Raw genomic sequence first — 12,521 nt, 5'->3', positions numbered from 1 at the left:
CGCCTCGACGTCCTCGGGCCGCGTCAGCGCCGGCCGGTGCCTCGGATGACGAGCACGAGGGCGAGCACCGCCGCCGCGCCGACCGCGATCACGAGGCCGGGGTTCTCCCGGTACTTGCGCTTGACGTAGCCTGTGCCGTCGTCGACGAGCCCTCGGCCCGTCTCGAACGCGGCCTGCGCCTGCGCCTGTGCGGCGTCGAGCGCGTCGGCTCCGGCGTCCTTCGCCTGCCCGGCGGCGGACTTCACGCTGTCGATCACCTCGTCGAGGGTGTCCTGCGCGGTGCCGGCGGCGTCGGCGACGGCGCCCTTCGCCGCGCCGATGGTGGCGTCGACGGCGCCGCGTGCGTCCTTCGCCGCCTCGCCGACGTTCTCGGTCGCGGATGCGGCGGCATCCCGCACCTCGTCGGTCGCGTGAGCGGCCGCATCCGTCACCTTGGCGGCGGCCTCACGCGCCGCGTCCGTCGCTTCCGAAGCCGTACGATCCGTGTCCGTCATGCTGCACTCCTGACGTCGTGAACGGGGGTGCCGCCCGTCGTGGGCGCCCATCCGTCCGATGATCCGGCCATGCTACGTCGCGGCTCCGGGGAAGGCCCGATACCGGCGGAGGGGTTGCCACCGCGGGCTGCGGAGTGGTAGCCGACGGCCGCATCCGGCGGCGGTCGGCGCGCCTCAGGCCAGCCCGGCGCGCTCGAGCAGCACCTGCTTGAGCACGTCGCGCGTGGCCGCCAGGCCTCGGTGCACCTCTTCGAAGCTCGTCGAGAGCGGCGACAGGCCGATGCGGATGCCACCGGGGTCGCGGTAGTCGGGAATCACGTCCTGCTGCCAGAGGCGGGCGACGACCTCGCGCATCTCGGGGTGGTGGAAGGTGACGTGCCCGCCGCGCGCCTCGTGGTCGTCTGGCGAGGCGAGCGTCACGCCGAGGGGTGCGAGCCAGTCGGCGGCGAGCGAGATCGCGAACTCGGTGAGGGCGACCGACTTCGCGCGGATCGCGGGCATGCCCGCCTCCTCGATCATCGCCAGCGTCTCCTGCATGGCGAGCATGCCCACGACCGGGGCGGTGCCGCTGATGAAGCGCTGCATGCCGGGCGCCGGCTGGTACTCGGGCCCCATGAGGAACATGTCGGTCGTGCCCCACCAGCCCTGGATCGGCTGCTCGAGCACGCCCTGCAGGTCTTCGCGAACATAGGCGAACGCGGGGTAGCCCGGCCCGCCGTTGAGGTACTTGTAGGTGCAGCCGACGGCGAGGTCGAAGCCCCATTCGTCGGCCTTCACGGGCACGGAGCCGGCCGAGTGGCAGAGATCCCAGAGGATCAGGGCGCCGGCGTCGTGCGCGATGCGCGTCAGCTGCGGCGCATCGGCGAGGTACGCCGAGCGGTAGGCCACGTGCGAGACCACGACGAGCGCGGTCTGCGGTCCGACGGCGGCGGCGAGCTGCTCCGGCGTCACGCCGGCGGACGTGTCGACGTCGATCCAGCGCACGGTCAGCCCGCGCTCCTTCGCGATGCCGTCGAGCACGTAGCGGTCGGTCGGGAAGTTGTCGGTGTCGACGACGATCTCGGTGCGGCGGGGGTCGCGGGCGACCTGCGCATCGACCGCGGCGCGTGCGAGCTTGTAGAGCAGCACGGTCGTCGAGTCGCCGATGATCGTCTGGCCCGCCTTGGCGTCGATCACGGCGCGGCCGATGCGGTCGCCGATCTCGTTCGGCAGGCGCAGCCAGGACTCGTCCCACCCGCGGATCAGGCGAGCACCCCAGCTCTCGCGCAGGAACTCCTCGACCCTGGCGATCGCCGAGATCGGCGGGCGGCCGAGCGAGTTGCCGTCGAAGTAGACGAGGTCGGTGTCGGCCCCCTCGAACTTCGCGCGGTGGTGCGCGAGACCGTCGGAGCGGTCCATGCGCCGGGCGTACGCGAGCTGGGGGTCGAGCGTCACAGGGTCTCCAGTTCTTCGGCTTCCTCGGCCGGCACGACGACGGCTGCAGCGAGCCACGTGGCCAGGTCGTCGAGGTTCTCGGGTGCGGGGTCGGCCGCGAACGTCACGACGCCCTCGGCGGGTTCGTCGCGCGGCCACGGGTCGGTCAGGGCCTCGAGCACGTCGGATGCCGCGAGCCCCGCCTCGACGAGCAGCTCGAGCTCGCGGGGGTTCACGCCGAGCGGCTGGTCGCCGTTGCCGAGGTCGGTGCCGTAGAGCACGCGCCCGCCAGCCGCGTGGAACCGCCGGAGGTTGTCGACCGCTCGTTCGGCATCGGGGGTGCGCTCGCCGTGGCCGGCGACGTACAGCGTCGAGATCCAGCGCTGGCCGAGCGCGACGGCCCGGGCGACGAGCTCGTCGTCGACCCGTTCGGTGAAGGGCGTGTGGGCGAGCGCATCGACGCCGGCCTCGATCGCGAGCCGGGTCATGCCCTCGCCCTCGACGTGGGCGACCACCGGCATCCGTCGTTCATGTGCTGCCGTCACGATCGCGTCGAGCGTCGCGGTGTCGAACACGGGGCCGGCTGCGGCGTTGAGGGCGACCTTGATGACGGATGCCCCGAACGCGTGCTGTTCGGCGACGGCCGCCTCGGCGGGCGAGGGCAGCGCGCCGCGACCGGCGTCGGATGCGAGCGGCACCTCGTGCGCGCATCCGTCGGCGGCCCACGACCGGCCGACGGGGTACCCGCCGGGGGCGGTGAGGAACGCGCCCGCGAAGTCGGTGCGCGGCAGGCCCTCTCGCCCCCGCAGCGCGGTCACCACGTCGAGCGGCGCGCCGAGGTCGAGCACCCCGCCGAGCGCGGAGTCCACGAGCGCGTCGGGTCCGATGATCATGAGGTGCACGTGGTGGTCGACGAGCGGCGGCAGCCGGGTGCCGACCACGCCGGGGTGGGCGCCGTTCAGCGAGCGTCGAACGCGCGACGCGAGCGGCCCGAGGTCGAGCGGCCCGGGATCGAGCGACCCGGGATCGAGCGACGCGCGGGCGAGCGGGTCGGCTTCCGGCCGGTCGTCGGCGGCCGGAGCCGAGTCGTCGAGCTGCGGCATCCGATCACCCCGGGATCTCGGTGCGCACGGCGTAGAGCTCGGGGAAGAAGGTGAGCTCGAGTGCACGCTGCAGGAACGGCGCACCGCTCGACCCGCCCGTGCCCGGCTTCGAGCCGATGATGCGCTCGACCGTCTTCAGGTGGCGGAACCGCCACAGCTGGAAGTTGTCCTCGAGGTCGACCAGCTCTTCGCAGGTCTCGTACGCCGCCCAGTGCTGGTCGGTGTGCGCGTAGATCTGGGCGAACACCGGCACGAGCTCGGGCACGAAGGTCCACGCCTCGGTCACGTCGCGTTCGAGCACCGACGCCGGGATCGGGTAGCCGGCCCGAGCGAGCAGCCGCAGGAACTCGTCGTAGAGGCTCGGCGTCTCGAGGGCCGCGGTCAGCACGGCGGTGGCGTCGGGATCAGCCTCGAAGACCTTCAGCATGCGCGCGTTCTTGTTGCCGAGCACGAACTCGACCGCGCGGTACTGGGAGGACTGGAACCCGCTCGCGTTGCCGAGCACCCCGCGGAACTGCGCGTACTCGGCCGGCGTCAGGGTCGCGAGCACCGACCACTGCTCGGTCAGCGTCTTCTGGATGTGCTTCACGCGGGCGACGCACTTGAGCGCCCGCGCGAGCTCGTCGGCCCGCAGCAGGTCGCGCGCCGTCTCGAGCTCGTGCAGCACGAGCTTCAGCCACAGCTCGGTGGTCTGGTGCTGGATGATGAACAGCAGCTCGTCGTGGTGCTCGGGCCGCGAGATCGGCCGCTGCGCGCTGAGCAGCGTCGGCAGGTCGAGGTAGCCGCCGTAGCTCATGCGGTCGCTGAAATCGGTGACGACGGATGCCTCGATGCGGCGGGTGTTGCCCTCGACGCCGTCGCTCGAGCGATCGTCGACGGCGGCGTCGGGCTGGTCGGTACTCACGGGTTCAGCCTAGCCGCGGGCCTCGCCGGAGGCGGGTCGGGCGCGGCGGGCGCTCCCCCCGACCGGTAGAACCGGCGGTCTGCCCGCCGCACCGCATCCTTCTCCCCCAAGAAGGCCGATCGGCTCGCAATGGATGAAACGGAGCCGACCCTCCGAATGCTACCGGATTGCGGGCGTATGGTGAACTCCATGAATTCCAACGCATCGCCGCGTCGCGATGCGCGACGGAACCATGAGCGACTCCTCGTCGAGGCCAGGAGGCTCTTCTCCGAGCGCGGCGTCGATGCGCCGCTCGATGAACTGGCCACCAGGGCGGGGGTCGGGCCGGGCACCGTGTACCGGCACTTCGCGAACCGCGATGCCCTCATCCGCGAGCTCTACGACAGCGGGGTCGCCGACCTGCACGACCTCGCCCCCGAGATCCTCGGCGCCGAGACGGGCTGGCGCTCGATCGAGCTCTACCTCGAGCGCCTCGCGGAGTGGCTCATCGGCGCGCCCTACGTGCCCGCCGTGATGCGGCGCATGGCCGCCCTCGATCCGTCGTACAAGCCGGGCGCCGAGTTCGCCGAGGCGATCGCCGGCATGGCCGCCAGAGCCCAGGCCGAGGGGAGCCTCCGCGCCGACGTCACCGCCGTCGACCTCAGCGTGCTCGTCGACATGCTCGGCAGCCTCGGCCAGTACGGCGGCGCCTACCTGCCGTTCTGGCGGCGGCAGCTCGCGATCGTGCTCGACGGGCTTCGCGCGCGGCCGGACAACCGGCCGATCCCCGGCGACGGGCAGGCGTTCGACCAGTTCCACGACATGTCGCACGCGAAGCTGCCGAACCCGCCGGCCGACTAGGCGCCCGCGCGCACCTCGACGAGGTTCGCCCACGGGTCGTCGAACGACAGGCTGCGACCGTCGTCACGTGTCGCGACGTCGAAGTGCGACATCCGCTCGCCCAGCTCGCCGAGGTCGTCGGCGGTGGGCACGACGATCTCGACCTTGCCGAGGCCGAGCGCGAGCCCGCGGCGTCCGGCGCCTCGGCTGCCCCATGTGTTCATGGCCATGTGGTGGTGGTACCCGCCGGCCGACACGAAGAGCGCCTGGTCGCCCATGGCGGCGGTGGTCTCGAAGCCGAGGCGGTCGACGTAGAACTCGCGGGCGCTCGCGATGTCGCCGACCGAGAGGTGCACGTGCCCGACGACCGCGTCGCCGAGGCCGGTTCCGGATGCCGCGGCATCCGCCCCGGTCTGGCCCAGGTGCTCGCGGAGATACCCGTTGGGGTCGAGGTAGATGGTGGCCATCTCGACCTGGCCGTGCACCCAGCTCCACCCGGAGCGGTCGCGGTCGAAGTAGAGCTCGACGCCGTTGCCCTCCGGGTCGGTGAAGTAGAAGGCCTCGCTCACGAGGTGGTCGGCGCTGCCGGTGAACGTGCCGGGGTAGCGCGAGGCGACCGCGTAGATCGCCGTCGCGAGGGCTTCGCGCGAGTCGAAGAGGATGGCCGTGTGGTACAGCCCGGCGTCGCGCGGGGAGGCGTGCCGCAGCTCGGGCGCGTGCTGCAGGATGACGATGGGCGTGGTGCCGCGGCCGAGCACGGCCACCGGGCCGTCGTGGCTCAACAGCTCGAGCGTGACGCCGTCGCGGTAGTAGCGGATCATGCCGTCGAGGTCGCCGACGCGCAGGGTCACCGCGCCCATGCCCGTGTCGGCGGCGAGGAGTCCGGAGCCCTGCGGCGTCCCATTGGTTGTAAGCACAACTAATTCTAACCCCGCGCCGGCACGCCATATTCCGACCATTGACGAGATCGCCCTTGAGCGCTCTCCGTCGCCGTCCCTATTGTGGGAGTCAGCGGCTCCCGGGGCACTGTGGGGGGCCCTCATCGAGGGGAACGAAACATGGGTATGGACAACCTGGTGCTCTACGTGGCCACGTACGACGCCGCCACCACCGCGACCGACGACTATCGGCAGCTCAAGCACGCCGAGGACTCGTCGGATCTCGAGGTCGTGTCGTCGGTCGTGCTGCGCCGCGGCGACGACGGCCGCGTCACCGTCGACGAGCACGGCACCGGCCAGGTCGCCGCGGGTGCGTGGATCGGCGGAGCCGCCGGTCTCGTCGTCGGGCTGTTCTCCCCGCCGCTGCTCGCCGCGACGGCAATCGGAGCGGGCGTCGGTGCGATCTCCGGCAAGCTCGCGAAGAAGCACGAGGAGAAGAAGGTGGGCCTCGAGCTCGAGGAGTACCTGCCGAAGGGCACTTCCGCGATCGTCGCCGTGATCGACGACAAGTACCTCGACCGCATCGATGCGGCACTCGCCCAGACTCAGAAGAAGATCAGCAAGGCCATCGACCGCGAAGACTACGAGCAGCTCGAGAAGGCCATCGACGAGGGCGGCGACAAGATCGCGAAGGCCATCGCGTCCTGACCCGACCCGATGAGGCGATGCGGCCGGCGCTCAGGCGCCGGCCGTTCGGCGTTCTGGCTCGGGGCGTTCTGGCTCGGCGCGTTCAGGCGCCGGGCGTTCAGGCGCCGGCCGTCAGCCGATCGAGCAGCTCGCGGTACTTCGCGGCCGTCTGCTCGACGATCTCGTGCGGCAGGGTCGGCGCCTCTTCGGTGGCGTCCTGATCCCAGTTGGCGGCGAGCCAGTCGCGCACGATCTGCTTGTCGAAGCTCGCCATGCGCAACTCGGGCGTGGTCTCGGAAGCGTAGGTCGCGGCATCCCAGTACCGGCTCGAATCGCTCGTGAGCACCTCGTCGCCGAGGGTCACGATGCCGGTGGCGCGGTCGGCGCCGAACTCGAACTTCGTGTCGGCGAGCACGAGGCCGCGGGCCGCGGCGAGGGCCGACGCCTTGGCGAAGATCTCGAGCGAGAGCTCGCGCAGCTGGGCCGCGACGACCTCGCCGACGATCTCGACGGTGCGCTCGTAGCTGATGTTCTCGTCGTGCTCGCCGAGCGGCGCCTTCCACGCGGGCGTGAAGATCGGCTCGGGCAGGCGATCGCCGTTCGAGAGCCCTTCGGGCAGCGGGATGCCGCCGATGGCGCCCGTCTGCTGGTACTCCTTCCAGCCGCCGCCCGTGATGAACCCGCGCACGACGCACTCGATCGGGAACATGTCGAGGGTGCGGCAGAGCGTCGCCCGCTCGGCGAGCGCAGCGGGCACCTCGGGCAGGTCGAGCGCCTGGAGCCGGTCGTCGAGCGGGTGCGCGAGGTGGTTGGGCACCTCGGGCAGCTGGTCGAACCACCACCGGGTCAGCTGGGTCAGCATCGCGCCCTTGCCGGGGATCGCCGGTTCGAGCACCTGGTCGAACGCGCTCACCCGGTCGCTGGCCACCACGAGCACCACGGGCGAGAGCCGCAGCGGGTCGCCGGTCCAGGTGTCGTCGTCGTCGAGCACCGAGGTCGGCACGTAGAGGTCGCGCACCTTGCCCGAGTAGACGTGGGTCCAGCCGGCGTACTCGGTGTCGCTCATGGTGCTTCCTTACTCCGCGACGCGCGCGGCGATGTCGGTGCGGTACTGGCCGCCGTCGAGGCGCAGGTGCCCGAGCGCCTCGTAGGCGCGTCGGCGGGCCTCGCCGAAGTCCTCGCCGAGCGCGACGACGTTGAGCACGCGGCCGCCGGTCGCGACGAGCGGCGAGACGCCGTCGACCGCGGCGCCGACGGCGGTGGCCGCATGCGCGATGTGCACGCCGGGAACGGATGCCGCGGCATCCAGCCCCTCGATGACCCGGCCGGTCTCGGGGGCCTCGGGGTACCCCTCGCTCGCCAGCACGACGGTGACCGCGGCATCGGGACGGAAGACGGGGCGCGGCAGCTCGCCGAGCCCGCCGCTCGCGGCCGCGAGCAGCAGGCCGGAGAGCGGGGTCTCGAGGCGCGGCAGCACGACCTGCGTCTCGGGGTCGCCGAAGCGCGCGTTGAACTCGATGACGCGGATGCCCCGGGTCGTGAGGATGAGCCCGGCGTAGAGCAGGCCGATGAACGGCGTCTGCTCATCGGCGAGCTGCTTCACGGTCGGCAATGCGATGGTGCGGATGACCTCGTCGACGAACTCCTGCTCGCTGCCGAAGTCGGCGTCGAGCCACGGCAGCGGCGAATACGCGCCCATGCCGCCGGTGTTCGGGCCCTGGTCGCCGTCGCGCAGGCGCTTGTAGTCCTGCGCGGGCGAGAGCGGCAGCACGTTCGTGCCGTCGGCGAGGAGGAACAGCGAGACCTCCTGGCCGTCGAGGAACTCCTCGACGAGCACCGGGCCCTGCTGCAGGTAGTGGGCGGCGTGGGCGAGCGCCGCCTCGCGGTCTTCGGTCACGAGCACGCCCTTGCCGGCGGCGAGGCCGTCGGCCTTCACGACGAACGGTGCGCCGAACTCGTCGAGGGTCGCCTCGACGTCGGCGAGGTGCTCGGCGAGGCGCGCACGGCCGGTCGGCACGCCGGCCTCCTCCATGATGCGCTTGGCGAAGGTCTTCGAGCCCTCGAGCGCGGCGGCCGCCTTGCCCGGGCCGAACACGGGCACGCCGCGACGACGCAGTGCGTCGGCGACGCCCGCGACGAGCGGCGCCTCGGGGCCCACGACGACGAGGTCGATGTCGTTGTCGAGCGCGTAGGAGGTGACGATGGAGGGGTCGGTCGGGTCGAGCGCGATCGTCTCGACGCTGCCGCGGCCCGACGAGGTCGCGGATGCCGCGATGCCGGCGTTGCCCGGTGCGGCGATGATCTCGTGTCCGGCCTCCTCTTCGAGGAGCGCGAGGATGATGGCGTGCTCGCGCGCGCCCGAGCCGAGGATGAGGATTCTCACCGGTTCAGGCTACCCGATCGGCCACCTGCCGCCCGGGCCGCGAGCCCTGCGAGACGGCCCGTGACGGCGGGGTGCGGGAGGATGGAGCACATGGCACGAGCGAGGATCGGCGACGACGAAGGACGCGCGGCGGTGGCCGCCTGGCGGGCGGCATCCGGTGAGGCGTCGGCCGCGGCATCCGCCCCGCCCCAGGTCGACCGCGCCACGCTCGCCCTCGCGGTGCGCTACTCGCTGCAGCTGCTCGCCGAGCTCGCCCCCGGCGGCACCGTCGAGGTGCGCGTTCCGCCGTTCGCCGCGGTGCAGTGCGTCGAGGGGCCGAAGCACACGCGCGGCACCCCGCCCAACGTCATCGAGACGGATGCCGCGACCTGGCTGTCGCTGGCCACCGGCGCGCTCACCTGGGCCGACGCCCGAGACGCGGGCCGCGTGCACGCGTCGGGTCAGCGCGCCGACCTCGAGGGGCTGCTGCCGGTGTTGCGCGGCTGACCTGCACAGCGGCCGAGCCGCCTCAGCGCACCGGCAGCACCAGCGGCACGCCTGTGCGCGGGTGCTCGATCACCTCGACCGGCTGCGCGTACACCGCCTCGATGCGCTCGGCCGTGAGCACCTCGGCGGGGGCGCCGTGCGCCACGACCCGGCCCTGCTCGAGCAGCGTGATCTCGTCGGAGTAGGCCGCCGCGAGGTTCAGGTCGTGCAGGACGACCACGACGGCATCGCCGGCCGCCGCCTGGGCGCGGGCGAGGCGCAGCACGTCCTCCTGGTGCCGCAGGTCGAGGGCCGCCGTCGGCTCGTCGAGCAGCAGCACCGGCGAACGCTGCGCGAGCACGCGGGCGAGCGCGACGCGGGCCTTCTCGCCGCCCGAGAGGTTCGCGACCGGGCGATCGGCGAGGTGCGAGACATCCGTCGCCGCCATGGCGCGCGCGATCTCGCGGTCGTCGTCGTCTTCGGCCGGCGTGCGGGCCCACGGGTGGCGGCCCATCTCGACGATCTCGCGCGAGCGGAACGAGAAGGTCACGCTGTGGTCCTGCGTCAGCACGGCGCGCGTGCGGGCGAGGTCGCGCAACGGCCAGTCGGACAGTGGGCGGTCGTGCAGCAGCACGCGTCCGGCGCTCGGTGCCCGATCGCCGGCCAGCACGGCGAGCAGCGTGGACTTTCCGGCGCCGTTGGGGCCGAGCAACGCGTGCACGCGCCCGGGAATCGCCGCGAACGAGACATCCGTCAGCAGGGTCGCACGGTCGATCGTGACCGAGACGTGCTCGGCGACGAGGCCGGTGGCGGTCATCGCCAGCCCCCGGCGCCCTTGCGCTGACGGCGCAGCAGCCAGAAGAAGAACGGGCCGCCGACGAGCGAGGTGAGCATGCCGATCGGCAGGTCGGCCATCGGCACGGCCGTGCGGGCCACCAGGTCGGCGACGAGCAGCAGCAGGGCCCCGCCGAGTGCGCTCGCCGCGATGAGGCCGCGGTGCGCCGGGCCGATGACCATGCGCATGAGGTGCGGCACGATGAGGCCGACGAAGCTGATGATGCCCGCGAACGCGACGGCCGCGCAGGTCAGCACGGCGACGAGCACGATCGAGATGATGCGCACGCGCTCGACGTCGACCCCCAGGTGACGGGCGCTGCGCTCGCCGAGCGAGAAGAGGTCGAGCTGCCGGGCGAGCACGAACGAGAACACGAGCGACACCGCGACGAGCGGTGCGATCACGCCGATCTCCTGCCAGCGCGAGCCGTTCAGTGAGCCGAGCTGCCAGAAGATGATCTCCTCGCGGCTCGCCGTGTCGCCGAGAAACGTGAGCAGCGCGAGCCCGCCGGCGGCGAACGCGTTCACCGCGATGCCCGTGAGCACGAGCGTGACGACCTCGGTTCGGCCGCCCGAACGGCTCGCGAGGTAGACGACCATCGTCGTCGCGAGGCCGGCGAGGAACGACGCCCCCGCCGTCACCCAGTCGCTCGTCGCCGTCAGGCCGAAGACGATCGTGACGGCGGCGCCGAGCGCGGCGCCCGACGAGACGCCGACGACGCCGGGCTCGGCCAGTGGGTTGGCGAACACCGCCTGCATGAGCGTTCCGGCGACCGCGAGGGCGGCACCGATCAGGATCGCGGCGACGATGCGCGGAAACCGGATCGTCCAGAGTGCGGCGTCGACGTGCGGGGCGGCCGCCGGAGCGTCGCTCAGGCCGAGGCCGCGCAGCAGGCTGTTCCACACCTCGCCGGGCGCGATCTGCAGTTGCCCCATGCCGGCCGAGACGAGCGCGAACACGACGAGTGCGACCGAGAGCCCCGTGAACAGCGCGATGCGGCGGGCGGCCGGGCGTCGGGTGTCGAGCGGGACCGGGGTCGCGATGGCCGCGTCGGCGGGGGAGTCGAGCCGCGTCATCCGTCGGTGCCGTCTGCGCTGCCGCTTGCGCTGTCGTCGGCGCCGTCGGATGCCGCGGCGACCGTCGCCGGCGCGTACACCGCACGGGCCAGCGCGTCGACGACCGCGGGCGTGCGCGGACCGAACCCGAGGATCTCGGTGTCGGCCATGTCGACGATGCGCCGGTGCTCGCCGGCGGGCGTGGCGGCGAGTGCGGGCAGCCGTTCGAGCAATCCGTCGACGCCGCCCGTCGAGGCGAGGCCCTCGGTCATGACGAGCACGACGTCGGGGGCCGCCTGCACGAGCGCCTCGGCGGTCACGGGCCGCATGCCCTCCCAGCCGATCTCGCCGGCGACGTCGAAGCCGCCGACCGCGTCGATGAGCGAGTCGGCGCCGGACTCCTCGCCGAAGAGGTAGTAGACGTTCGCGCTGCCGCGCACGTAGAGGAAGATCATGCGCGGCCGGTCGGCCGGGTCGCTCGGGATCGACGCCTCGATCGGGGTCGTGACGGCCGTGAGGTCGGCGTCGATCGCGGACTTCAGCAGTTCGGCGCGTTCGGGCACGCCGAGTGCTGCGGCGATCTGGTCGACGAGCTCGCCGATGTTCTCGACGCTGCGTTCCTTCGTCACGATGACGACCGGGATGCCGGCGTCGCGCAGCTGCGCGAGCGCGTCGCGCGGGCCGAGCGTGGTGTCGGTGATCACGACGGTCGGGTCGAGGGAGAGCACGGCCTCGGCCGAGAGCGTGTGCCCCTCCTGCGTGACCTCTGGCAGGTCGGCGGCCTCGGGGAATCCGGTCGAGGAGTCGCGGCCGACGACGTGGTCGCCGAGGCCGAGGCTGAAGACGGTCGCGGCGATCGTGCCCGTGATGTCGATCGGCAGGATGCGCTCGGTCGACTCGACGGTGACCTCGACGTCGTCGACGCCCGTCACGGTGAGGGGCACGGCGGATGTCTCGTTCGACTCGATGACCGGCAGGCCGGTGTCGGCGAGGCACGCCGTCGACGGGCCGTCGACCGTGCGCACGTCGGCCGCGAGCTGGAGCTCGTCGAACGGGGTCGTGGCGCCGGGGCACTCGGCCTCTGCGGCCGTTCCGGCGGTTGCGCCGGAACCGGCCTGGCCTGCCGCGCCGGTGGTCGCGCAGCCCGTGAGCGTCAGCGACACGAGGGCCGCGAGCGCCATGAGGGCGGCCCGCGGGGTACGGTTCATCGTCATATTGAGGGTAGCCTTACCTCACCTTGCGCGGTGAGCGTTCGTCCGCTTATGTTAGATGAGCCTAACCTAACTTCAGGCATCCCCCTCACCCGCTGCCACGCCTCGGAACCCCTGTTCCGTCGCGCTCGCGCGCCGACTCGGAGGTCCGCGTCTTGACGTCGCCACTGCCCACAGCTCCGCCCTCTCAGCCCGGAGCCGGTGCTCCGCCCGCGACCAGACGATGGCTGGCGGCACTGCTCGCCGCACTCCTCGTGATCGGCGGCACGAGCTT

At 72.4% G+C, this 12,521-nt stretch carries 13 protein-coding genes; 3 read left to right on the top strand and 10 right to left on the bottom strand.

The features are described from left to right. Positions 1-23: 23 nt before the first annotated feature. The 4 genes from ASE68_RS17670 to kynA form a co-directional block, all read right to left on the bottom strand. The gene (locus tag ASE68_RS17670) at positions 24-494 is read right to left on the bottom strand and encodes a hypothetical protein (protein ID WP_055862725.1); all 471 of its coding nucleotides are present in this window, start codon (positions 492-494) and stop codon (positions 24-26) included. Between the two features lie 174 nt (positions 495-668). Continuing rightward, positions 669-1,892 carry a kynureninase gene (locus ASE68_RS17665; protein ID WP_082462502.1) on the bottom strand — a complete coding sequence of 408 codons (1,224 nt, stop codon included), beginning with the start codon at positions 1,890-1,892 and terminating at the stop codon, positions 669-671. A gap of 32 nt (positions 1,893-1,924) precedes the next feature. Then, complete coding sequence (locus tag ASE68_RS17660; RefSeq protein WP_157421756.1) at positions 1,925-3,010, bottom strand: amidohydrolase family protein; 1,086 nt, start codon at positions 3,008-3,010, stop codon at positions 1,925-1,927. Positions 3,011-3,014: 4 nt separating this feature from the next. Continuing rightward, complete coding sequence (gene kynA / locus ASE68_RS17655; protein ID WP_055862722.1) at positions 3,015-3,914, bottom strand: tryptophan 2,3-dioxygenase; 900 nt, start codon at positions 3,912-3,914, stop codon at positions 3,015-3,017. 189 nt (positions 3,915-4,103) lie between these two features. Here kynA and ASE68_RS17650 point away from each other — a divergent pair, with 189 nt between their 5' ends. Beyond that, entirely contained in the window at positions 4,104-4,754 is a 651-nt protein-coding gene (locus ASE68_RS17650) for a TetR/AcrR family transcriptional regulator (protein ID WP_162238298.1), read from the top strand. Here the strand turns inward: ASE68_RS17650 and ASE68_RS17645 are convergent. Then, on the bottom strand, positions 4,751-5,593 hold the full coding sequence (locus ASE68_RS17645; protein WP_055862717.1) for a VOC family protein: 843 nt from the start codon (positions 5,591-5,593) through the stop codon (positions 4,751-4,753). The genes ASE68_RS17650 and ASE68_RS17645 overlap by 4 nt on opposite strands. A 198-nt stretch (positions 5,594-5,791) precedes the next feature. Here ASE68_RS17645 and ASE68_RS17640 point away from each other — a divergent pair, with 198 nt between their 5' ends. Next, positions 5,792-6,319, top strand: coding sequence for a DUF1269 domain-containing protein (locus ASE68_RS17640; protein ID WP_082462476.1), 528 nt, complete (start codon positions 5,792-5,794; stop codon positions 6,317-6,319). A gap of 97 nt (positions 6,320-6,416) precedes the next feature. On the opposite strand, the gene ASE68_RS17635 is transcribed toward ASE68_RS17640, so the two are convergent. Next, positions 6,417-7,364: a phosphoribosylaminoimidazolesuccinocarboxamide synthase gene (locus ASE68_RS17635; RefSeq protein ID WP_055862713.1), complete on the bottom strand. Its 948-nt coding sequence runs from the start codon at positions 7,362-7,364 to the stop codon at positions 6,417-6,419. Between the two features lie 9 nt (positions 7,365-7,373). After that, positions 7,374-8,681 carry a phosphoribosylamine--glycine ligase gene (purD, locus tag ASE68_RS17630; protein WP_055862712.1) on the bottom strand — a complete coding sequence of 436 codons (1,308 nt, stop codon included), beginning with the start codon at positions 8,679-8,681 and terminating at the stop codon, positions 7,374-7,376. Between the two features lie 90 nt (positions 8,682-8,771). On the opposite strand from purD, the gene ASE68_RS17625 reads away from it, so the two are divergent. After that, on the top strand, positions 8,772-9,167 hold the full coding sequence (locus ASE68_RS17625) for a sterol carrier family protein (protein WP_055862710.1): 396 nt from the start codon (positions 8,772-8,774) through the stop codon (positions 9,165-9,167). 22 nt (positions 9,168-9,189) lie between these two features. Here the strand turns inward: ASE68_RS17625 and ASE68_RS17620 are convergent, their stop codons facing one another. Genes ASE68_RS17620 through ASE68_RS17610 form a run of 3 tightly spaced genes read right to left on the bottom strand, consistent with a single transcriptional unit; the run spans position 9,190 to position 12,250 of the window. Continuing rightward, positions 9,190-9,963 (bottom strand): heme ABC transporter ATP-binding protein, encoded by a 774-nt coding sequence (locus ASE68_RS17620; protein ID WP_055862708.1) that lies wholly within the window; start codon positions 9,961-9,963, stop codon positions 9,190-9,192. Continuing rightward, positions 9,960-11,057 (bottom strand): iron ABC transporter permease, encoded by a 1,098-nt coding sequence (locus ASE68_RS17615; RefSeq protein WP_055862705.1) that lies wholly within the window; start codon positions 11,055-11,057, stop codon positions 9,960-9,962. The genes ASE68_RS17620 and ASE68_RS17615 overlap by 4 nt, the downstream gene beginning before the upstream one ends. Further along, positions 11,054-12,250, bottom strand: a complete 1,197-nt coding sequence (locus ASE68_RS17610) for a hemin ABC transporter substrate-binding protein (protein ID WP_235481146.1) — start codon at positions 12,248-12,250, stop codon at positions 11,054-11,056. The genes ASE68_RS17615 and ASE68_RS17610 overlap by 4 nt, the downstream gene beginning before the upstream one ends. Positions 12,251-12,521 lie beyond the last annotated feature (271 nt).

Origin of the sequence: Agromyces sp. Leaf222 (assembly GCF_001421565.1) — a bacterium.
Taxonomy (GTDB): domain Bacteria; phylum Actinomycetota; class Actinomycetes; order Actinomycetales; family Microbacteriaceae; genus Agromyces.
This window is presented reverse-complemented; position numbering and strand designations above follow the sequence as displayed.